This window comes from Oceanimonas pelagia, assembly GCF_030849025.1.
In the GTDB taxonomy this organism is placed as follows: domain Bacteria; phylum Pseudomonadota; class Gammaproteobacteria; order Enterobacterales; family Aeromonadaceae; genus Oceanimonas; species Oceanimonas pelagia.
On the sequence record NZ_CP118224.1, the window covers coordinates 3,346,001 to 3,366,731 of the forward strand.

General features: G+C 63.2%; 18 protein-coding genes. 12 read left to right on the forward strand and 6 right to left on the reverse strand.

The features are described 5' to 3' along the window. Positions 1-2 precede the first annotated feature (2 nt). From ilvA to PU634_RS16030, 3 genes are all read left to right on the forward strand, one after another. Positions 3-1,559: a threonine ammonia-lyase, biosynthetic gene (ilvA, locus tag PU634_RS16020; protein ID WP_306761827.1), complete on the forward strand. Its 1,557-nt coding sequence runs from the start codon at positions 3-5 to the stop codon at positions 1,557-1,559. Positions 1,560-1,742: 183 nt separating this feature from the next. After that, positions 1,743-2,585, forward strand: a complete 843-nt coding sequence (locus PU634_RS16025; protein ID WP_306761829.1) for an urea transporter — start codon at positions 1,743-1,745, stop codon at positions 2,583-2,585. Then, on the forward strand, positions 2,582-3,451 hold the full coding sequence (locus PU634_RS16030; protein WP_306761831.1) for an NAD(P)-dependent oxidoreductase: 870 nt from the start codon (positions 2,582-2,584) through the stop codon (positions 3,449-3,451). Before PU634_RS16025 ends, PU634_RS16030 begins: the two co-directional genes overlap by 4 nt. Positions 3,452-3,512: 61 nt before the next feature. Here the strand turns inward: PU634_RS16030 and PU634_RS16035 are convergent, their stop codons facing one another. From PU634_RS16035 to hemC, 4 genes are read right to left on the reverse strand one after another with little or no spacing between them, the layout of a single operon-like run. Beyond that, positions 3,513-4,691, reverse strand: a complete 1,179-nt coding sequence (locus tag PU634_RS16035; protein WP_306761832.1) for a heme biosynthesis HemY N-terminal domain-containing protein — start codon at positions 4,689-4,691, stop codon at positions 3,513-3,515. A 9-nt stretch (positions 4,692-4,700) separates the two neighbouring features. Then, positions 4,701-5,840, reverse strand: a complete 1,140-nt coding sequence (locus tag PU634_RS16040; RefSeq protein WP_306761833.1) for a uroporphyrinogen-III C-methyltransferase — start codon at positions 5,838-5,840, stop codon at positions 4,701-4,703. Beyond that, on the reverse strand, positions 5,827-6,582 hold the full coding sequence (locus PU634_RS16045) for a uroporphyrinogen-III synthase (RefSeq protein WP_306761835.1): 756 nt from the start codon (positions 6,580-6,582) through the stop codon (positions 5,827-5,829). Before PU634_RS16045 ends, PU634_RS16040 begins: the two co-directional genes overlap by 14 nt. Beyond that, positions 6,579-7,508, reverse strand: a complete 930-nt coding sequence (hemC, locus tag PU634_RS16050) for a hydroxymethylbilane synthase (RefSeq protein WP_306761837.1) — start codon at positions 7,506-7,508, stop codon at positions 6,579-6,581. Before hemC ends, PU634_RS16045 begins: the two co-directional genes overlap by 4 nt. Before the next feature lie 197 nt (positions 7,509-7,705). On the opposite strand from hemC, the gene PU634_RS16055 reads away from it, so the two are divergent. Next, entirely contained in the window at positions 7,706-10,285 is a 2,580-nt protein-coding gene (locus tag PU634_RS16055) for a class I adenylate cyclase (RefSeq protein ID WP_306761838.1), read from the forward strand. Positions 10,286-10,311: 26 nt separating this feature from the next. Here the strand turns inward: PU634_RS16055 and cyaY are convergent, their stop codons facing one another. Next, complete coding sequence (cyaY, locus tag PU634_RS16060; RefSeq protein WP_306761840.1) at positions 10,312-10,623, reverse strand: iron donor protein CyaY; 312 nt, start codon at positions 10,621-10,623, stop codon at positions 10,312-10,314. Positions 10,624-10,695: 72 nt separating this feature from the next. Between cyaY and lptM the strand changes: the two genes are divergently transcribed. From lptM to uvrD, 7 genes are all read left to right on the forward strand, one after another. Further along, positions 10,696-10,818: an LPS translocon maturation chaperone LptM gene (lptM, locus tag PU634_RS16065; protein WP_019934645.1), complete on the forward strand. Its 123-nt coding sequence runs from the start codon at positions 10,696-10,698 to the stop codon at positions 10,816-10,818. 11 nt (positions 10,819-10,829) lie between these two features. Continuing rightward, on the forward strand, positions 10,830-12,086 hold the full coding sequence (gene lysA, locus PU634_RS16070; protein ID WP_306761842.1) for a diaminopimelate decarboxylase: 1,257 nt from the start codon (positions 10,830-10,832) through the stop codon (positions 12,084-12,086). A gap of 3 nt (positions 12,087-12,089) precedes the next feature. Further along, positions 12,090-12,923, forward strand: a complete 834-nt coding sequence (gene dapF, locus PU634_RS16075; protein ID WP_306761844.1) for a diaminopimelate epimerase — start codon at positions 12,090-12,092, stop codon at positions 12,921-12,923. Continuing rightward, on the forward strand, positions 12,920-13,603 hold the full coding sequence (locus PU634_RS16080; protein WP_306761846.1) for a DUF484 family protein: 684 nt from the start codon (positions 12,920-12,922) through the stop codon (positions 13,601-13,603). Before dapF ends, PU634_RS16080 begins: the two co-directional genes overlap by 4 nt. Beyond that, positions 13,590-14,510 (forward strand): tyrosine recombinase XerC, encoded by a 921-nt coding sequence (gene xerC, locus PU634_RS16085; protein ID WP_306761847.1) that lies wholly within the window; start codon positions 13,590-13,592, stop codon positions 14,508-14,510. The genes PU634_RS16080 and xerC overlap by 14 nt, the downstream gene beginning before the upstream one ends. A gap of 75 nt (positions 14,511-14,585) precedes the next feature. Further along, positions 14,586-15,293 carry an HAD-IA family hydrolase gene (locus tag PU634_RS16090; RefSeq protein WP_306761849.1) on the forward strand — a complete coding sequence of 236 codons (708 nt, stop codon included), beginning with the start codon at positions 14,586-14,588 and terminating at the stop codon, positions 15,291-15,293. A gap of 35 nt (positions 15,294-15,328) precedes the next feature. Then, entirely contained in the window at positions 15,329-17,497 is a 2,169-nt protein-coding gene (gene uvrD, locus PU634_RS16095; protein WP_306761850.1) for a DNA helicase II, read from the forward strand. Positions 17,498-17,813: 316 nt separating this feature from the next. On the opposite strand, the gene rarD is transcribed toward uvrD, so the two are convergent. Then, the gene (rarD, locus tag PU634_RS16100) at positions 17,814-18,716 is read right to left on the reverse strand and encodes an EamA family transporter RarD (protein ID WP_306761852.1); all 903 of its coding nucleotides are present in this window, start codon (positions 18,714-18,716) and stop codon (positions 17,814-17,816) included. Positions 18,717-18,866: 150 nt separating this feature from the next. Between rarD and recQ the strand changes: the two genes are divergently transcribed. After that, positions 18,867-20,693 carry a DNA helicase RecQ gene (gene recQ, locus PU634_RS16105; protein WP_306761854.1) on the forward strand — a complete coding sequence of 609 codons (1,827 nt, stop codon included), beginning with the start codon at positions 18,867-18,869 and terminating at the stop codon, positions 20,691-20,693. Positions 20,694-20,731 lie beyond the last annotated feature (38 nt).

Sequence of the window (20,731 nt, forward strand, 5' to 3'; positions counted from 1 at the left end):
CCATGGCACAACCGGCGTTGAAGGAAGAAAAAGGCACGCCCCGTTCGGCGGCCGAGTACCTGCGCCAGATTTTGCTGTCGCCGGTGTACGAGGCGGCCCGGGTCACGCCGCTGTCGCCGCTCAAGAAGCTGTCCGAGCGGCTGGGGCACCCGGTTTCCCTCAAACGGGAAGACATGCAGCCGGTGCACTCTTTCAAGCTGCGCGGTGCCTACAACAAGATTGCTCAGCTCACCCCCGAGCAGCAGCAGCGTGGCGTGATCGCCGCCTCGGCGGGCAACCACGCGCAGGGGGTGGCGCTGTCGGCGGCCAGGCTGGGCATCGACGCCACCATCGTCATGCCCGTCGTCACCCCCGATATCAAGGTGGAGTCGGTGCGCCGCTTTGGCGGCAAGGTGGTGCTGCACGGCAACAACTTCGACGAGGCCTATGCCCGCTGTCTGGAATTGATGCAGGAAAAGGGTGCCACCCTGATCCCGCCCTTTGACGATGAGGACGTGATCGCCGGCCAGGGCACGGTGGGCCGGGAACTGCTGGAGCAGGACACCCGCCTGACCCACGTGTTTGTGCCGGTGGGCGGCGGCGGCCTGGCCGCCGGAATGGCGGTGTACATCAAGCAGCTGCTGCCCCAGGTCAAGGTGATCGGGGTCGAGGCCGAGGGCTCCGCCTGTCTTAATGCAGCGCTCAAGGCCGGCGACATCGTCACTCTGGACCGGGTCAGCATGTTTGCCGACGGGGTGGCGGTGAAGCGCATCGGCACCGAAACCTTTCGCCTGTGCCGGGAATTTCTCGACGGGGTGATCACCGTCACTTCAGACGAGATTTGCGCCGCCCTCAAGGACATCTTCGAGGACACCCGGGCCATTGCCGAGCCTTCCGGGGCGTTGTCCCTGGCAGGCCTGAAGAAATACAGTCAGGCCGGGGACTATGCCCACGCCCGCATGGCGGCGGTGCTCAGCGGCGCCAACGTCAACTTCCATTCCCTGCGTTACGTGTCCGAGCGCTGCGAGCTGGGCGAGAAGCGGGAAGGGGTGCTGGCGGTGACAATCCCTGAGCGCAAGGGCGCCTTTCTGCAGTTTTGCGAGGTGCTCGGCAACCGCATGGTGACCGAGTTCAACTACCGTTACTCCTCGGACGACAAGGCGGCGCTGCTGGTGTCGGTACGGCTGTCTGACGGCGATCGGGAGCTGGCGCAGATCATGGCGGAGCTGGAGCAGGCCGGGTATCCGGTGGCCAACATGACCGACAACGATCTGGCCAAATCCCATGTGCGCTACATGGTCGGCGGCCGCACGCCCAAGCCGCTGCAGGAACGGCTGTACAGCTTCCGTTTTCCGGAGCAGCCCGGCGCCCTGATGCGCTTTTTGCGCACACTGGGGACCCGCTGGAACATCAGCCTGTTTCACTACCGCAACCACGGCGCCGAATTTGGCCGGGTGTTGTGCGGTTTTGAACTGCCCGACAGCGACATGGCCTCGTTTGAGGGGCATCTGGCGGAGCTGGGCTACACCTGGTATGACGTGACCCAGGATCCCGCTTACCGCTTTTTCCTGGCCCACTGACCGGGCTCAGAGTTCGATATCGGATGCCGGGCCTGTCCCGGCATTTTTATGGCTCCCGCTCCTTGAACCAGGGTATTAACGTGAACACAACACTGTTCACAATTATGTGTTGACCAGTTTTCGCTCTGCTGTTTTAATCGCGCCGTCTCTGTTTTCTTTCCTTTTGGTACAGGAGTGTCTTTCGTGGCGCTGTTGTCTTCCCTGCTGGCCGCCATTGGCCAGATATACTTTTTGAACAACCGCCTTGCCGGAGCCCTGATCGTGGCGGGGGTGATCTGGGCGTCACCCTGGATGGCTGCCACCATGATGCTGGCCACGCTGTGTGCCACCCTGCTGGCGCTGGTCTGCAAGTGGGAGCCGGAGGCCTGGCGCGACGGCCTGTTCGGCTTTAACGCCGCTCTGGTGGGGCTGGCCTTTGGCCTGTTTGCCGAGCATACCCCGTTGTGGCTGCTGCTGTCGGCGCTGGGCGGCGGATTTTCGGCCTGGCTGTATTACCGGCTGCGCCGGCTGGCGGCCATTCCCTGGTATACCCTGCCCTTTAACCTGGTGGTGCTGCCCTGGCTGTATTTTGTGGGCCAGCGGGTGGCCGACGAGGTACCGCAGGGCTACAACTTTTCGCTGTCGGCCATCGGCCAGGTGATCTTTCTGCCCGACATGGTGCCGGCGGTACTGATCTGCGCCGCCCTGTTGCTGGCCGGCATCGGCATGCTGGGCTGGGCCTTCGTGGGCGCCATGGTGTCGAGCGGCGCGGCCCTGCTGTTGCTGGTGAACCCGGATTACATCAACTTCGGCCTCACCGGTTATAACGGCGTGCTGGCGGCCATTGCCATGTTCTGGCATGGCAGCCGGCAGTTCTGGATATTGCTGGCCCCGGCACTGGCCGGACTGATGACGGCGGCCATGCTCAAGCTGGGCCTGCCCATGCTGACCATGCCCTTTGTGCTCAGCTGCTGGCTGTGCCTGGCAATGCAGAAGGGGCTGTGTTATTACCGGCCTGCATCCACGACTGACAGGGAGAAAGTATGAAACTGGGATTTATCGGCATTGGCCTGATGGGCAAGCCCATGACCGAGCGGCTGCTGGCCGCCGGCCATGATGTGACCGTGTGGAACCGCAGCACCGACAAGCTGGCCGGGGTGGCTGCCGCCGGCGCGCGTGTGGCCAACAGCATTGGCGAGCTGACCGAACAGGTGGATCTGGTCATGCTGTGCCTGGCCAACACCGCCGTGGTGGAAAGTGTGGTGTTCGGTGAAGGCGGGGTGGCCGGGCACGGCCGGGAAGGCCAGCTGCTGGTGGACTTTTCCAGCTCCGATCCCGATGCCACCCGTGATTTTGCCGCCCGGCTGAAAGCAGCCTGCGGCATGGGCTGGGTAGACTCGCCGGTGTCCGGCGGCGTGGCCGGCGCCGAGGCCGGCACCCTGGCCATTATGTGTGGTGGCGAGGAAGCCGATATCGAACGTATTCGTCCGGTGCTGGCGCCGCTGTCTCAGCGGGTCACCCGCATGGGCGGCGTGGGTGCCGGCCAGGTGACCAAGGTATGCAACCAGATGATAGTGGGCTGCAACCTGATGGTGCTGGCGGAAATGATGGCCCTGGCCAAGGCCTGTGGCGTGGACGCGGAGCAGATCCCCACGGCCCTGGCCGGCGGTTTTGCCGATTCCAAACCCATGCAGATCACCGGTCCGCTGATGGCGGAAGAGTCCGATCCGGATCCCAGGTGGCACGTGCGCACCCTGCTCAAGGATCTGGATATGGCGGTGGCCCAGAGCCTGCGCGCCGGCAGCGCCACCCCCATGTCGGGGCTGGCCGCCCAGCTGATGCGCCAGCACGGCAGCAAGGGCTTTCTGGAGCGGGATCCGGCGACCTTGATTAAGTTGTATAAAGACATCTGAGCCGGCAACGGCCATAAAAAAGAGGAGCCCAGGCTCCTCTTTTTGCGTTTCAGGCCACGGCTCAGGCCGGTGTCAGGGCCAGGCTGTGCCTGTAGTAGTCGTTGGCTCTGGTCAGATCCTTGCGCTTTTCCGCCAGCTGGGCCAGCAGCACATAGTCCTGGGCATCGGGCTTTTGGGCTACCGCCTGTTGCAGCTGCTGTTCGGCCTGATCGTCCTTGCCGTCCTTCAGGTACAGCCGGCCCAGGGCGGAGTGCAGTTCGGGCAGGCTTTCCTTTTTGGCTTTCTTTTCCAGCGCGGTAAGCAACGGATGGTAGTCGCTCAGCTGCAGCCGGGTGGCGCACAGTAACAGGCCGGCATCGGTTTTCTTGTCGAGGCCCTCCAGCAGCAGCTGCTGGGCTTCCTTGTGGGCCTTGAGGCCGATCAGCCGGTCACACAGGGGCAGCAGCAGCTCGGGATTGTACTTGTCCTTGCGCGGCAGCGCCTGCCACACTTTGATCAGACCTTCGCTGCCTTCGTCGTGGGCGGCCTGGTCAAAACGGCCAATCCAGCACTGCTGGCGCAGGGCCTCCTTTTCGCTGGCGTCGATCAGGTTCTTGTTGGCCAGGCTGTCGAGGATACCGAGCAGGGCCTGCCACTGGCCGGTGGCCAGATACACGTCTTTTTGCAGCTTGAGCAGGGCCGGCTGGTGACCGTAGGTCTGCTCCAGTTCCTGCACACCGGCCAGGGCCTGCTCGAACTGGCCCTGCTGGTATTGCAGCCGGGCCTGGGTAATGCCCACCGCCAGGCTGGCGGCCGGGTGCTGCTCCTGGGCCTGACGCAGGTAATCGTCGCGTTTTTCCTCGTTGCCCTGGGCCTGTGCGGCGCTGGCGGCATTGAGGTAGTTGAGCAGCGCCAGATCGTTGCCCCTGGTGCCTTTGAGCAGCATTTTTTCGGCGGTGGCGTAGTCTTCCGCCACCAGCGCCTGCATGCCGCTCTGAGTGTAGTTCAGGGCCTTGCGCCGGCGGCGGCCCATAAACCAGCCACGGGTGCGGTGGCTGAGGCCGAAAATGCGGCCCAGCAGCCATTCAATAAACAGCAGCAGCAGGTAGAACAGCACGGCCGCCACCAGAAATACGGTGACTGTGGTTTCTATGGTGTAGTTGCCGGCGGCCACCAGCACATAGCCCTGACGGCCCATAAACTCGGGGCCCGCCACCAGGCCGGCGGCCAGAATGGCGATGATAATCGCAAGTCGTATCATGAGTCCCCCTTACAGGCCGGTGAGCAGGCGCTGCAGCCGGTCATCCAGCAGCTGTTGCAGTCGCTCCTGGGCGGCGAACTGCTCCGGGTAGTCCACGCGGATCTGCTGACCTTCAAGCTGTCCGATTTGCTCCAGCATAAACTGGCGCACGCTGTCGTCGGCAAAGTAGTCCTGCAGCCACTGCTTGGACTGGGCCAGGGCGCTGTCAAAGACTTCCTGCTGTTCCCGGTATACTGCCAGCTGGGCCTGCAGCAGCTTGCCTTTGAGGTTTTCGCTCAGATACCAGTGTTGCTGGGGAGAGAGCAGGGCTTCCACGTTGCCGTCGCGGCGGCGCACGGTCACGAAGTCGTCGGTAAAACTGGCCCAGCTCTTTTTCAGGTTTTCCTTCCAGTCACTGACGGACTCGGACAGGGTGAAGTCGGGCTCTTCGGCCCGGGCCATGATCACGCCGGCCAGCTTGAGCTTGCCGACCTGGTCATTGATGCTGTTGAGCTTGATCACCAGGCCCTCGCGATCGACCTTTTTCACCGACTTGATGCTGGCAATGTCGTCGGCCAGGGCCTGGCGAACGGGTACCAGAGTGGGATCGTTGAGGGCGGCCAGGCGTTCGTCGGCGTTGGCCAGCATCATGGCGGCAGACACGGCGTCATGTTCCAGCCACAGCTTGCGGCCGGCCATGCGCACCAGGTATTCGGCTTCCGCCAGCATCCAGTCGTTGGGGCGTTTGCTGTCGAGATCCAGCACCTTGCGGGACAGGCCTTCCACCTGTTCGGTCACGCTGTTCTGGGTACTTTCCAGCTTGCCAAGGGTGGCGCTCTGTTCGCTCTTGAGGGCATCAATGGTGGCCTGCTGCTGGGCCAGCCGGTTTTCCAGGTTGGCGAGCTGACCGGCCTGGGCCACGCCCTGCTGATGACCGTGCCAGTACAGACCGCCGGTCAGTACCACCGCCAGCACAATGGCGACCGTGGCCAGCCCCTTGCCGGAAGAGGGCTGTTTTTCCTTTACCGGTGTGGCGGCCTGCTCCGGCCGGGCCTTGTCCTCGGCCGGGGCATTGGTGGCCGGCGCCTCTGTGGTTGGAGTTTCCGCCTGAGTATCGGCGGCGCTGGTCACCAGCTTGTCGTCCTGTGGATCTTGTTTATTGTCTGTCATTCCTTTTCCTCTCATCCAGGGCGCTGAGCAACGCCGGGTCGGATGCACCTTTGGCATTGATGATATGAGTGAAACCCAGCGCCCTGGCCTGTTCGGCCACGCGCATGCTGGGCACAATCACTAAGCGGCTTAGCAGCCAGTCCCTTGCGCTGTTGGCCGCGAGCTGAAACAGGTGCTGCAGCAGGCCGCCGCTGGTGATGATAATACTGTCCACCCCCCGGTGTTGCCACTCTTTCACCAGCTCGCCGCCGGCATCGTCACGATAGCAGCGCCGGTAGACTTCACAATAATCCACCCGCGCTCCCCGTTGGGCCAGGGTGGGGGCCATCATGTCGCGGCCGCCGTCGCCGCGCAGGATCACCACCCGCCGCCCGGCGGGTTGCTGCAACTGGGGCAGGGCAATCATGCCCTCGGAGCGGGGGTCGTCCGGCACCAGAGCGTTGGCAACGCCTACGGCGGCAAAGGCACGGCCGGTGGCTTCGCCCACCGCCACATAGGTGACGTCAGGCCAGGGCAGTCCTCGTGTTTTGAGCGCATTATCGGCGAAATTCACCGCCTGTACGCTGACCGCAATCACATAATCCCCGCCGCCGAGTCCATTCAGCAGCGCCGGTGCCTGCTCCAGCTCGGCGCCGGGCGCAAAACTGAGCAGGGGGGTAGCCACCGGCTGGTGGCCGGCCCGGCGCAGCGTTTCGCACAGGCGATGACTTTGCGGTTCCGGACGCAGCACCAGCGGGATCACGAGGAGTACACCTCGGCCAGAATCTTGTCGGCGCCGGCGGCGAGCAGGCGTTGGGCCAGGGTGGCTCCCAGGGCCTTGCCCTGATCCGCCGGGCCACGAATTTCGTCGTAAATCACTTCGGTGCCGTCGGGGCGGCCCACCAGGCCACGCAGCCAGAGCTGGTCGCCTTCCAGCAGGGCATAGGAACCGATGGGAACCTGACAACCCCCCTGCAGGCCGTGGTTCATGGCCCGCTCCGCTTCCACCCGCAGCCGGGTGTCGCGATCGTTGAGCGGCGCCAGCAGCTCCAGCAGCTCGGCGTCGTCGAGGCGGCATTCAATGCCCACGGCGCCCTGGCCGTTGGCGGGCAGGCTGTCCTCCGGGCTCAGCAGGGCGGTGATGCGTTCATGCAGTTCCAGGCGCTTGAGGCCGGCGGCGGCCAGGATGATGGCGTCGTATTCGCCGTCATCCAGCTTGCGCAGCCGGGTTTGCACGTTGCCGCGCAGGGTTTTCACGGTCAGCCCGGGGTAGCGGGCCCGAATCTGGCATTCCCGGCGCAGGCTGGCGGTGCCCACCACGGCGCCGGCGGGCAGTTCGTCCAGGGCTTTATAGTGATTGGACACAAAGGCATCGCGCGGATCTTCACGCTCGCAGATCACCGTCAGTCCCAGCCCGTCGGGGAACTCCACCGGCACGTCCTTCATGGAGTGCACGGCGATGTCGGCGCGGCCGTCGAGCATGGCCTGCTCCAGCTCCTTGATAAACAGACCCTTGCCGCCGATCTTGGACAGGGGGGTGTCGAGCAGTACATCGCCCTGGGTGGTCATGGGCACCAGCTCCACGGTCACGTCGTTGTGCAGGGTTTCCAGGCGTTCCTTGACGTAATGGGCCTGCCACAGGGCCAGCAGGCTTTTGCGGGTGGCGATACGAATGATGCGATTGGCCATAAAATTCTCGTTGTGTGTCGGGTTCTGGACCCGATGTTATCACTGTTGCACGGCTGTTTCAGGCAAAGAACGCCACCCCGGCGCCGCCGGGTGACCGGGTGATTACGGGATATTGTTCATTTACTGACTAATTGTTACCATGATCACACTTTTGACCCGTTGCGGGTTTGTGTCGGTCCAACGAAGGCCTGAACTCATTGCACGCTAATTTTCATCGGCTCGTCGAGCGGTGTGAGCAATTCAACCAGCAGAAGCAGGCGCGCGCCCTGGCGGTGATGAACCGTTACGGCCAGCAGGTGTTTCAGTTGTTGCCGGTGTTGCTGCACTACCATCACCCCCTGCTGCCGGGCTATGTGCCCGGTGACGTGCCGGCGGGCATCTGTCAGTTCACGCCCAATGACTGCCAGCAAGAGTTCATCAACGAGTTGTGCCGGGCGGCCAATGGCCACCAGGGCTTGCAGCAGCAAGGGTGCGAGATCCTGGGGCTGTACTCCATGGGCAGCACCTCGTCCATCGGCCAGGGCCGTCGCTCCGACCTGGATATCTGGGTGTGCCATTCTCATCGGCTGGCGCCGGCCCGGGTGGAGCGGTTGCAGCAAAAATGTCTGCTGATTTCCAAGTGGGCCGAGCAGCGCCGTGTTGAACTCAACTTCTTTCTGATCCCCGACAACAAGTTTCGCACCGACAACCAGCAGTGGGTGGAAGGAGAGAGCTGTGGCAGCGCCCAGCACCTGTTGTTGCTGGACGAGTTTTACCGCAGCCACCTGCGTATTGCCGGCAAGCGGCTGGTGTGGATGTTTGCTCCCGGCAAGCTGGGCCCCGACTACGATCGCTTTGTGGCCGAGCAGTTTGCCAACGGCACCCTCAATCACGATGAATGGCTCGATCTGGGCGGGTTTGCCCGCATACCGGCGGAAGAATACTTCGGCTCGGCGCTGTGGCAGCTTTATAAAAGCATCGACTCGCCCTACAAGGCGGTGCTGAAAACCGTGCTGATGGAGGCCTACTCCCACGAATACCCCGATACCCAGCTGCTGTGCCGCCAGTTAAAGAGCGTATTCCAGACCGCCGAGATCCTGGATGAAACCCAGGATCACTATGTGCTGATGCTGGAAAAGGTGACCGATTATCTCAAGTCCATCGGAGACGAGAAGCGCCTCGACCTGGTGCGCCGCTGCTTTTACCTCAAGGTGTCGGAGGCGCTGGAGCCGGGCCAGGAACAGGATCCGGCCCTGGCCTGGCGCCGGCGCATCATGGAACGGCTGATCGGCCAGTGGGGCTGGTCGGCGGAAAAGCTGGCCAGGCTTGACGACCGGGACAACTGGAAGGTAGAGGAGGTCCGCAATGCCTACGGCGAGCTGCTGGAAGCCCTGATGCAGAGCTACCGCAGCCTGATCCAGTTTGCCCGGCGCAACAACATCAGCGAGTCCATCAACCCGGAAGACATTGGCATTCTGTCGCGTAAACTCTACGCCGCCTTTGAAAACCTGCCGGGCAAGGTGCAGCTCATCAACCTGCGCATTGCGCCGGATCTTAGTGAGCCCAACCTCAGCCTGGTGCAGGTGCCGGAAGGCCGGGTCAATCAGGCCGGCTGGTATCTTTACAAATACGGCCTGTCGCCCGCCGACATCATCGGTCGCCGGCCGCTGGAGCACAGCGGCTACGCCGGCAAGCTGGTGGCCTGGGCCCACTTCAACGGCCTGCTGACCGGCCGCACGCAATGGCATTTGTTCAACCAGAGCACCGAGCTGGGCCTGACTCAGTTGCAGGACTTCAGCCGGGATCTGGCCCGGGTGTTTCCGGTGCGGCTGCCGGCACCCACCAATCTGGCCCTGAGCCGGCCCTGCGAGGTGCGCCACCTCGCCATCTTCCTTAATCTGGAACAGGATCCCACCGCCCGCTGGCGGGACAAGCCGATAGAATTTGGTCGTGATACCAGCGATCCCTTCAGCTTTGGCCGCCAGCGGGAAAACCTGGCGGGCTCGGTGGACATCATCTACCGCAATTCCTGGGACGAGATCCGCACCCTGCATTTCGAGGGGGAAACCGCCGTAGTCGACGCCCTCACCGCCATGCTGGGCAAGATGCACCAGGGGGCCAGCCCGCCCGAGACGCTGAATGTGTTCTGCTACAGCCGGCATTTTCGCAGCCTGCTGCGCACCCGCTTCGAGCAGCTGGTCAGGGAATGCATTGAGCTGCGGCTGGAGCCGCCCCAGGGGCACAGGATCAAGCGGCTGATGCTGGGGCCGGAGCGGTTTGGTATTTTCTTTGAACGGCGGGGCGTGAGTGTAAAGCGGATGGAGCCGGATCGGGACGGTGCCCGCGCCCTGGTGCTGCCCGAGGCGGCCCGCAAGGCGGTCCGCTCATCCGATGCGCGTTCTGCCGGGGCCCGACCGGACGCGGCCCGGCCCAGCTACTCGCTGCGGCTGGATCAGCATCAGCGGCCGCCGGTGCCCGAGGTGGTGGACACCTACGCCAGCGAGGGGCTGATGCAGTTTTTCTTTGAAAACAGCGGCGAGGGTTACAACCTCTATATTCTCGACGAGGCCAACCGTACCGAGGTGTATCACCAGATCGCCGGCAGCAAGGACGAGCTGGTGCAGAGCATTAACCGTTTCTATACCGCCAACCAGGAGCAGGGAGAAGGACGCAGTCACTTCAGCCACTTCAACCTGCCCCAGTATTACGAGATTGTGCGGGTAAACGGCGAGGTGCAGGTACTGACCTACCGCACCAGCAAGGACGACCGGGATCCGCTGCGGGCCGGCCCGGTCTGAGAGCCCGGGTCAACAGGCCCCGACGTTTACAGCACCAGCTCGACGCCGCCCTGGCGTTTGGCCTGCAGGCTGAGCCAGCTCAGCAGCTCGTGCCCCTGGCGGTTGTCGATCCACTGCTCCCCCTGCAGGGCGAAGTGATGGCCGTTTTCCCGGGTGGCCAGCCAGATCTGGTGCAGCGGCTCCTGGCGGTTAATCACAAACTTGACCCCGTTCTCAAAGGTCAGGGTCATCACGCCGCCCACGGTTTCGCATTCAATGTCTTCACCGCTGTCGTCGATCCGTGCCTCGATATGCTCGTAAATGGCGTCCGCCAGAGCGTGGAATTCGCTGTCGTTCATTGCCCGCTTCCTATTGCTTTTGAGAATGTGAATGCGATTATAAGAGCCCTGAACCATATTCACAGTCATACGATGAACAAATTCAAGCTGACCGCACTGGTTGCGCTGGTTCTGGGCCTGTCGGCCTGCGGCCTCAAAGGTCCGCTGACCCTGCCCGAAACCGAACAGCAACCCACTCAGGTTGAGCAGTCGTAAAGGAAACAACCTTGGATTATTTCAATTATCAGGATGATGGCCGGCTGTACGGTGAAGCCTGCGATCTTTCCCGCCTGGCCGAGCAACACGGCACCCCGCTTTATGTCTACTCCCGTGCCACCCTGGAGCGCCACTGGCACGCCTTTGACCGGGCCGCCGGCGAGGTGGATCACCTGGTGTGCTATGCGGTCAAGGCCAACTCCAACCTGGCGGTGCTCAATGTGCTGGCACGGCTGGGCTCGGGCTTTGACATCGTCTCCGTTGGTGAGCTGCGCCGGGTGATCGCCGCCGGCGGCGATCCGAAAAAGGTGGTGTTCTCCGGAGTGGGCAAGCGCGACGACGAGATTCGCTTTGCCCTGGAGCAGCACATCTTCTGCTTTAACGTGGAATCGGTGGCGGAGCTGGCGCGCATCAACCGGGTGGCGGAAAGCATGGGCGTGAAGGCGCCGGTGTCCATTCGGGTGAACCCGGACATCGATGCCGGCACCCACCCCTATATTTCCACCGGCCTGAAGGAAAACAAGTTCGGCATTCCCATTGAGCAGGCGAGCAGCATCTACCGTCAGGCCGCCGCCATGGGCAACCTGGAAATCCACGGGGTGGACTGTCATATCGGCTCCCAGCTCACCGAGCTGTCCCCCTTCCTGGAAGCGGTGGACAAACTGCTGGCGCTGATCGACGGTCTGGCCGACGACGGCATTCACATTCGTCACCTGGACGTGGGTGGCGGCCTGGGCGTGCGCTACGACAACGAAACCCCGCCAGAGCCGAGCCACTACGCCGAGGAGCTGAAAAAGCGCCTGCAGGGCCGCAACCTGACCCTGGTGTTTGAGCCGGGCCGGGCCATTGCCGCCAACGCCGGTGTGCTGCTGACCCGGGTGGAGCATCTCAAGCCCGGTGAGGCCAAGAACTTCGCCATTGTCGATGCCGCCATGAACGATCTCATTCGTCCGGCCCTGTACAGCGCCTGGCAGGCGATCATTCCGGTGGACAAGAACCTCGAGCGCGACAGCGCCGTGTATGACATCGTCGGCCCCATCTGCGAGACCGGCGACTTTATCGGCAAGGATCGTGAGCTGGCCATTACCGAGGGCGACCTGCTGGCGGTGCGTTCCGCCGGAGCCTACGGCTTTGTGATGGCCTCCAACTACAACAGCCGCCCCCGCGCCGCCGAGGTGATGGTGGACGGCGATCAGGCCTTTGTGGTGCGCGAGCGGGAACAGCTGGCGGATCTGTGGCGGGGCGAGCACCTGCTGCCCGGGGCCTGAGCCATGAGCACGCTTCATTTCTCCAAGATGCAGGGGCTGGGCAACGACTTCATGGTGGTGGACGGCGTCACCCAGAAGGTGTTTTTCAACCCCGAGGTGATCCGCCAGCTGGCGGATCGTCACTTCGGCGTGGGTTTTGATCAGCTGCTGCTGGTGGAGCCGCCCTACGATCCCGAGCTCGACTTTCACTACCGCATCTTCAATGCCGACGGCTCCGAGGTGGAGCAGTGCGGCAACGGTGCCCGCTGTTTTGCCCGTTTTGTACGGCTCAAGGGCCTGACCAACAAGGATCGCATCGCCGTCAGCACTCAAAAAGGGAATATTGTGCTGCAGCTGGAAAAGGACGATCAGGTCACCGTCAACATGGGGGTGCCCGAGTTCGAGCCGGCGCAGATTCCGTTCAAGGCCCAGAAGGCGGAAAAAACCTATCTGGTGCGTGCCCAGGATCAAACCGTGCTGTGTGGTGCCGTGTCCATGGGTAACCCGCACTGCGTGGTGGAGGTGGACGACATCAATACGCCACTGGTGGGCACGCTTGGACCCGAGCTGGAAACCCACGAGCGTTTTCCGGCCCGGGTGAATGTGGGCTTTATGCAGATTGTGAACGCCCGGGAAGTGAAGCTCAGGGTGCACGAGCGCGGCGCCGGCGAAACCCTGGCCTGCGGCACCGGTGCCTGTGCGGCGGCGGTGATGGGCATGAGCTGGGGCAAGCTGGCGGACAGAGTAAAGGTTGCACTGCCCGGCGGTACCCTCACCATTGCCTGGCAGGGACCGGGCAAGCCGGTGTTCATGACCGGGCCGGCCAAGCATGTGTTTGACGGACAGATCAGTCTATGACCGAGAAATGTGTCCTGGCCGAGGCCGGGCTCGACGAAAACCATATTGCCGATTACCTGGCCGGCCGGCCGGACTTTTTTGTCCGCCATCCGCAATTGCTTGAGCAGCTGCACCTGCCCCACGAGCAGCGCGGCAGCGTGTCGCTGGTGGAGGCGCGCATGGAGCGCCAGCGCCAGCGCATTCATCAGCTGGAAGAAGAAATCACCCAGCTGATGACGGTGGCCGGGGAGAACGAGCGCATTTTCCGGGTTTACCTGGACTTGTACCCCCGGCTGTTTGACTGCCGCAGTCCGGCGGAGCTGGAGCAGCGCATTGCCCATGCCCTGCGGGAGCGGCTCAGGGTCACGGCGGTGCGGCTGGTGCCGGACGCGCGCTGGTGCAGCCTGCCTCAGGCCCAGCCCGGCGAGCAGCTGGAAAAGCTCTACCGCGAGCGCATGGCGGGCCAGGACGTCTATCTGGGACGCCTCGGCCGGGAAGAAAAACAGCGGCTGTTCGGCGACACCCTGGTGAACTCCTGCGCCCTGATCCGCATTGGCTTGCAGGGGGAAATGGGTCTGCTGGCCTTTGGCAGCGCCGACAGCAGCCACTACCGCTCGGGCATGGACACCCTGATCATTCGCCAGCTCGCCGGCTTCCTCGCCCTGCTGCTGCCGCGCATGGTGGAACATGAGCACGCCTGAGCCGGCACTGACCCCGGCCATTAACGACTTTCTTGACTATGTACGGGTGGAGCGCCAGCTCAGCCCGCACACCCTGGACAACTACCGCCGCCATCTGAGCGCCCTTAGTGAACAGCTGGCCGATCTTCGTCTGGTAAACTGGGCCGATCTGTCCGTGGCCCATGCCCGGGGCCTGGCTACCCGCATGCACAAGCAGGGGCTGGCGCCCCGTTCCATCGCCGCCAAACTCAGCGCCCTGCGCAGCTTTTGCGACTGGCTGGTGCTCACCGGCCGGCTGGCTGCCAACCCCGCCAGGGGCGTGAGTGCGCCCAAGCAGGGCCGGCCGCTGCCCAAGAACCTGGATGTGGATGAGCTGCAGCAGCTGATGAACCTGGACGAATCGGATCCACTGGCGGTGCGGGACCGGGCCATCATGGAGCTGATGTATTCCTCCGGCCTGCGACTGGCGGAGCTGGTGGCGCTCAACCTGAACGACGTGCAGTTTGCCGAACGCCAGGTCAGGGTGATCGGCAAGGGCAACAAGGAGCGCATTCTGCCGGTGGGGCGCATGGCGCTGGACTGGCTGCAAAAGTGGCTGAGCGTGCGGCCCGAGCTGGCCGGCCCCGACGAGCCGGCGTTGTTCGTGAGCAAACAGCGCCGGCGCATCACGCCCCGCAGCGTGCAGCTGCGCCTGGCCAAGCGGGGTCGGCAGCAGGCCCTTGCCGGCCATGTGCACCCCCACAAGCTGCGCCACTCCTTTGCCACCCATATGCTGGAGTCCAGCGGTGACCTGCGTGCGGTGCAGGAGCTGCTGGGCCACGCCGATCTGGCCACCACCCAGATCTATACCCACCTCGACTTTCAGCACCTGGCCAACGCCTACGACCAGGCTCATCCCAGGGCCAAGCGGCGTGACGAAGAAGACTAACCGGCCCGAACCCCAAGACCCGGACCGGTTTTTTTGGTTAGAATCCCTCCACTTTTCTCGCAACCGGAACACAGCATGCGCTTTTACAAACGAATGGCACCCGTAAAGGTGCTCAGCTTCGATCTGGACGATACCCTCTACGACAACGTGCCGGTGATGGCGGCGGCGGAAAACTGGCTGCTGCAAGCGCTGCGCAATGACTACCCCGAGTCCACCCTGCTGGGAGCGGACAACCTGGCGGCGATCAAGCGCCGGCTGATCGCCGAACAGCCTATGCTGGCCCACGATGTCAGCGCCTGCCGCCGGCGCGTGCTGGCCGAAGGTCTGCGCCAGCAGGGGGTGGACCCGCAGCGCACCGAGGAGCTGGCCGAGCATTTTTATCAGGGCTTTATCGAGGAGCGCGGCAAAATTACCGTGCCCGAGGCCACCCATCGTGTGCTCTCGGCCCTTAAGCAGAAGTACCGGCTGGCGGTGATCACCAACGGCAATATGCCGCTGGAGCACACCGAGCTGGCGCCCTATTTCGAGATTGTACTGAAGGCCGGCCCCGACGGCCGGATGAAGCCGGCGCCGGATCTGTTTCACCGGCTGGCGGAGCGGGCGGAAGTGAGCCTTTCCGAGATCCTGCACATCGGCGATCATATTCGCACCGACGTGGCCGGCGCCGTGCACAGTGGCTGCCAGGCGGTGTGGCTGAACGACAACGGCCGCACCGAAGCGGATCTGCAATGCCTGCCCCAGGTAGCCCTGACGCGGTTGGAGCAGCTGCTCGAGCTGTTATAATCGCCAGCGTACTGTAAATATTCCCAGGAGTTGTGATGGATGTATCCAGCCTGCTTGACGGCATGAACGACAAGCAAAGAGAGGCGGTGGCCGCCCCTTCCCAGAACATGCTGGTGCTGGCCGGTGCCGGCAGTGGCAAGACCCGGGTGCTGGTGCATCGCATTGCCTGGCTGATGCAGGTGGAGCAGGTGCCGGCCTCGGCCATACTGGCGGTGACCTTTACCAACAAGGCCGCTGCCGAAATGCGCAGCCGGGTGGAGCAACTGCTCGGTGGCCGCCTGTTTGGCCTCTGGCTGGGCACTTTTCACGGTCTGGCGCACCGGCTGCTGCGGGCCCACCATCTCGACGCCAACCTGCCCCAGGACTTTCAGATCCTCGACTCCGACGATCAGCTGCGTCTGCTCAGGCGTATTCTCAAGAGCATGAACCTGGATGAAAAGCAGTGGCCGCCCCGTCAGGTGGCCGGCTACATCAACGGTCGCAAGGACGAGGGCCTGCGCCCCGGCGACATTCAGGTGCTCAACGATCCGCTGCAAAAGACCTGGCGTCAGATCTATCAGGTCTATCAGGATACCTGCGACCGTGCCGGGCTGGTGGACTTTGCCGAGCTGCTGCTGCGGGCCCACGAGCTGTGGCTGTACAAGCCGCACATTCTGCAGCACTACCAGCAGCGCTTTCAGCACATTCTGGTGGACGAGTTTCAGGACACCAACAGCATTCAGTACGCCTGGCTGCGCCTGCTCGCCGGCGACAGCGCCCGGGTGATGATAGTGGGTGACGACGATCAGTCCATTTACGGCTGGCGCGGCGCCCGGGTGGAAAACATCTCCCGTTTTCTGCAGGACTTTCCCGGCGCCGAGACGGTGCGGCTGGAGCAGAACTACCGCTCCACCGGCACCATTCTCAAGGCTGCCAACCGGCTGATTGCCAACAACGCCGAGCGCATGGGCAAGGAGTTGTGGACCGAAGGCACCGAAGGCGAGCCCATCGCCGTATACAGCGCCTTTAACGAAGTGGACGAGGCCCGCTTTGTGGTGGAGCGCATCAAGCAATGGCGCAATCAGGACGGGGCCTTGAGCGACAGCGCCATTCTCTACCGCAACAACGCCCAGTCCCGGGTACTGGAAGAAGCACTGATCCAGGAGCGCATTCCCTACCGCATCTACGGCGGCCTGCGCTTCTTTGAACGCCAGGAGATCAAGGATGCCCTCGGTTACCTGCGGCTCATCAATAACCGGGGCGATGAGGCTTCGTTTGAGCGCATCGTCAACACCCCCACCCGGGGCATTGGCGAACGCACGCTTGGGTTAATCCGTGAGGCGGCCCGGGATCGCCAGCTCACCCTGTGGCGGGCGGCCTGGGTGCTGGTGGAAGAAAAGGTGCTGACCGGCCGGGCCGCCGCCGCGGTGAGCCGCTTTATCAACCTGATTAACCAGCTGGAAGACGACACCCGCGAGCTGCCGCTGCATGTGCAGACTGACCGCGTGATCGAGCTGTCGGGCCTCAAGGCCATGTATCAGGCGGAAAAGGGCGAAAAGGCCCAGTCCCGGGTGGAAAACCTGGAAGAACTGGTCACCGCCACCCGGCAGTTCACTCCGTCGGAAGAAGAGGACATGTCGCCGCTGTCGGCATTTTTGTCCCATGCTGCGCTGGAGGCGGGCGAGGGTCAGGCGGATCAGTTTGACGATGCCGTGCAGCTGATGACCCTGCACTCCGCCAAGGGCCTGGAATTCCCGCTGGTGTTTATGGTGGGGGTGGAAGAGGGCATGTTTCCCAGCCAGTTGTCGGCGGAGGAAAGCCGGCGGCTGGAGGAAGAGCGCCGGCTGGCCTATGTGGGCATGACCCGGGCCATGCAGAAGCTCTACATTACCCATGCCGAGAGCCGCCGCCTCTACGGCCGGGAAATGTTTCACCGCCCCAGCCGCTTTATCAAGGAGCTGCCCGCCGAGTGCCTCGAGGAAATCAGGCTCAAGGCCAAGGTGACCCGGGCCATACCCAACGGTCGCTTCAGCCAGGACCGGGTGCAGGACACCTTTAACCAGACCGGGTTTCGCCTGGGCCAGCGGGTGCTGCATCCCAAGTTTGGCGAAGGCGTGGTGCTCAACTACGAGGGCGCCGGTGCCCAGAGCCGGGTGCAGGTCAACTTTGACGACGGCGGCGCCAAATGGCTGGTGACCGCCTACGCCCGGCTGGAAGCGATTTAACAAGCAGCCACCGTTTGTACGGTCGTGCAATCACGTCGGGCAAAGGGCACTGCTTATCCGGTACGCCGTGAACCCCTCCATGGCGCAGAGGGCGCGGCGAAGCAGACACCCTTTGTTGCCCTCCTTATACACCACAGGGTCGCCTGAGAGTATTCAACAGGCCGCTCTGATGCTTCACTAAGTAGCAGCAGGGATTACCGGAACCGACCGTCAAATGCCAGGGAAGGCATTTGCCGAGCGTTACATGGATGTACTCGAAGCGTGTCGGTGGAGGTAACCCTGTTGTTGCTTCGCGTGGTGACAGTTCAGACCGTTTTTACACTTCCTCCCTCACCAGCTTTACCCGCCGCCGCTGGCGCATGCCGTCCAGGCTGTAGATGACCAGCGCGGTCCAGATCAGGGCAAAGGTCATGGCCTTGTCGGTGGTAAAGGCTTCCCCGTAGACCAGTACCCCCAGCAGCAGCGCCAGGCTCGGCGCCAGGTACTGAAAAAAGCCCAGGGTCGAGAGCCTGAGCCGGCTGGCGGCGCCGGCGAACAGCAACAGTGGCACCGTGGTGACCAGGCCGGCGGCCAGCAGCAGCAGGTTGAGGCTGGCGGGGTTGGCGCTCAGATCGCCGGTGGCGGAATCCAGTCCCCACAGCCACAGCAGGGCGGGTATCAGCAGTACAGAGGTTTCCAGCAGCAGCCCGGTAAAGGGGTCCACCGGCACCTGCTTGCGGATCAGGCCATAGGTGCCAAACGACAGTGCCAGCACCAGCGCCACCCAGGGCAGGCTGCCAAACACCAGAATCTGTATCAGCACGCCGAGCGCGGCCAGCCCCACCGCCAGCCACTGCAGCGGCCGGTAGCGTTCCTTCAGGAACACCATACCCAGCACGATATTGAGCAGCGGATTGATGTAATAGCCCAGGCTGGCATCGAGAATATGGTTGTTGTTCACTGCCCAGATAAACACCAGCCAGTTGGTGCCGATCACCAAAGACGACACCAGCAGCAACAGTAACAACTTTGGCCGGCGCAGCAGCGCCCGCACCCGGGTCCAGTAGCCCAGAGCGGTAATCAGCCCCAGCAGCAACAGGCAGGACCACACCACCCGGTGCGCCAGAATTTCCGGTGCCGGCACCGCGAGCAACTGCTTGAAATAGACCGGGGCCAGGCCCCACAGCAAATAGGCGCACAGGGCGAGCAGGGCGCCGCGGGCGGATTGATCCTGTTCCATGTTTATTATCATCGGCAGGGAAAACTGCAGTGTAATGCCGGTGGCCCGAGGTCATCCAGTAACATGTGAAACTTTTCGCCGCCGGCCTGCGGTTTATTGTTGCCGCCCCCTGTCTTACAATGCCCGTTCATTTTTACCCGGCTGACCGAGATGAATCCCGAAACCGAAGACACCGCCTCCGTTCCCATTCCCGGCACCCCCCAGGGCGTGCTGCAGCAGGTGTTCGGCTATCAGGATTTTCGCAAGGGTCAGCTGGAAATCGTGGAAGCGGCGGCGGCCGGGCGCGATGCCCTGGTGATCATGCCCACCGGTGGTGGCAAGTCGCTGTGCTATCAGATCCCGGCGCTGCTGCGCCCCGGCCTCACCGTGGTGGTGTCGCCGCTGATTTCGCTGATGAAGGATCAGGTCGACACCCTGGTGGCCAACGGGGTGGCGGCGGCCTACATCAACAGCTCGCTCAGCCGGGAAACCATGCTGAGCCACTTCACCGCCCTGCGCCGGGGCGAAATCAAGCTGCTTTATGTGTCGCCGGAGCGGCTGTTGCAGCACGAATTTATGGAGCGACTGGGTGAGCTGGAGCTTTCCATGTTCGCCATCGATGAAGCTCACTGCATCTCACAATGGGGCCACGACTTTCGCCCGGAATACGCCGAGCTGGGGCGGCTCAAGCAGTGGTTTCCTCATGTTCCGGTGATGGCGCTGACCGCCACCGCCGATGAAGCCACCCGTCACGACATGCTCGGCCGGCTCAACCTCACCGAGCCGCTGATCCACATTGCCAGTTTCGACCGGCCCAACATTCGTTACACCCTGGTGGAAAAGTTCAAGGGGCTGGATCAGCTGGTGCGTTATGTGGCCGAGCAAAATGGCCAGTGCGGCATTGTGTATTGCTCCAGCCGCAAGCGGGTGGAAGAGGTGGCCGAGCGATTGCTGGCCCGGGGCCACAAGGCCGCCAGTTATCACGCCGGCCTGCCGCTGGAGCTGCGCCAGTCGGTGCAGGAGCGCTTTATTCGTGACGATCTCGACATCGTGGTGGCCACGGTAGCGTTCGGCATGGGCATCGACAAACCCAATGTGCGCTACGTGGTGCACTACGACATTCCCAAGAACATCGAGTCCTATTACCAGGAAACCGGCCGGGGCGGGCGCGACGGCCTGCCCTCTGAAGCGCTGTTGCTCTACGATCCGGGTGATGTGGGCCGGGTACGGCGGCTGCTGGAAAACAGCGATAACGAGCAGCAGTTGCAGGTGGAGCTGTACAAGCTCAACGTGATGGCGGCCTTTGCCGAGTCACTGACCTGCCGCCGCCAGGTGCTGCTCAACTACTTTGGCGAATATCAGCGCGAGCCCTGTGGCAACTGCGATATTTGCCTGGATCCGCCCAAGCGCTACGACGGCACCGAAGATGCGCAAAAGGCGTTGTCCTGTGTGTACCGCACCGGCCAGCGCTTTGGCTTGCTTTATGTGGTAGAGGTGCTGCGCGGCGCCGACACCCAGCGGGTGCGCGAGCACGGCCACGACAAGTTGTCCACCTGGGGCATTGGCAGAGACAAGAGCCAGGAGCACTGGGTAAGTGTGCTGCGCCAGCTGATCCACTCCGGCCTGCTGACCCAGAACATTACCCGCAACATGGTGCTGCAGCTCACCGAGGCCGCCCGTCCGGTGCTGCGCGGCGAGGTGCGGCTGGAGCTGGCGGAGCCCAGGCTGGCGCGGGTGAAGCAGAAGGACAAGGCGGAAAGCGGCCTGACCCGGGCCGAAGACCGGGCCCTGTTCAAGGCGCTGCGGCAATTGCGCAAGCAACTGGCCGAAGAGGCCGACGTGCCGCCCTATGTGGTGTTCAACGACGCCACCCTCACCGAGCTGGCGCGTTACCGGCCCAAAACCGAGGCGGAGCTGCTGGGCATCAACGGTGTGGGGATGCGTAAACTGGAGCGTTTTGGCGAGGCATTTCTGGCGCTGTTGCGCCGGGAAGGCTGAGAGCGCGACAAGAGAGGATAAAGGCCCGCCGGGGCGGA

What these genes read in the sequence shown, in the direction of transcription:
- rarD (WP_306761852.1), bottom strand. Translation starts at nt 18,716, where the DNA reads ATGGAACAGGATCAATCCGCCCGCGGCGCCCTGCTCGCCCTGTGCGCC.
- PU634_RS16040 (WP_306761833.1), bottom strand. Translation starts at nt 5,840, where the DNA reads ATGACAGACAATAAACAAGATCCACAGGACGACAAGCTGGTGACCAGC.
- lptM (WP_019934645.1), top strand. Translation starts at nt 10,696, where the DNA reads ATGAACAAATTCAAGCTGACCGCACTGGTTGCGCTGGTTCTGGGCCTG.
- uvrD (WP_306761850.1), top strand. Translation starts at nt 15,329, where the DNA reads ATGGATGTATCCAGCCTGCTTGACGGCATGAACGACAAGCAAAGAGAG.
- recQ (WP_306761854.1), top strand. Translation starts at nt 18,867, where the DNA reads ATGAATCCCGAAACCGAAGACACCGCCTCCGTTCCCATTCCCGGCACC.
- PU634_RS16030 (WP_306761831.1), top strand. Translation starts at nt 2,582, where the DNA reads ATGAAACTGGGATTTATCGGCATTGGCCTGATGGGCAAGCCCATGACC.
- PU634_RS16090 (WP_306761849.1), top strand. Translation starts at nt 14,586, where the DNA reads ATGCGCTTTTACAAACGAATGGCACCCGTAAAGGTGCTCAGCTTCGAT.
- PU634_RS16080 (WP_306761846.1), top strand. Translation starts at nt 12,920, where the DNA reads ATGACCGAGAAATGTGTCCTGGCCGAGGCCGGGCTCGACGAAAACCAT.
- dapF (WP_306761844.1), top strand. Translation starts at nt 12,090, where the DNA reads ATGAGCACGCTTCATTTCTCCAAGATGCAGGGGCTGGGCAACGACTTC.
- xerC (WP_306761847.1), top strand. Translation starts at nt 13,590, where the DNA reads ATGAGCACGCCTGAGCCGGCACTGACCCCGGCCATTAACGACTTTCTT.
- ilvA (WP_306761827.1), top strand. Translation starts at nt 3, where the DNA reads ATGGCACAACCGGCGTTGAAGGAAGAAAAAGGCACGCCCCGTTCGGCG.
- cyaY (WP_306761840.1), bottom strand. Translation starts at nt 10,623, where the DNA reads ATGAACGACAGCGAATTCCACGCTCTGGCGGACGCCATTTACGAGCAT.
- PU634_RS16035 (WP_306761832.1), bottom strand. Translation starts at nt 4,691, where the DNA reads ATGATACGACTTGCGATTATCATCGCCATTCTGGCCGCCGGCCTGGTG.
- hemC (WP_306761837.1), bottom strand. Translation starts at nt 7,508, where the DNA reads ATGGCCAATCGCATCATTCGTATCGCCACCCGCAAAAGCCTGCTGGCC.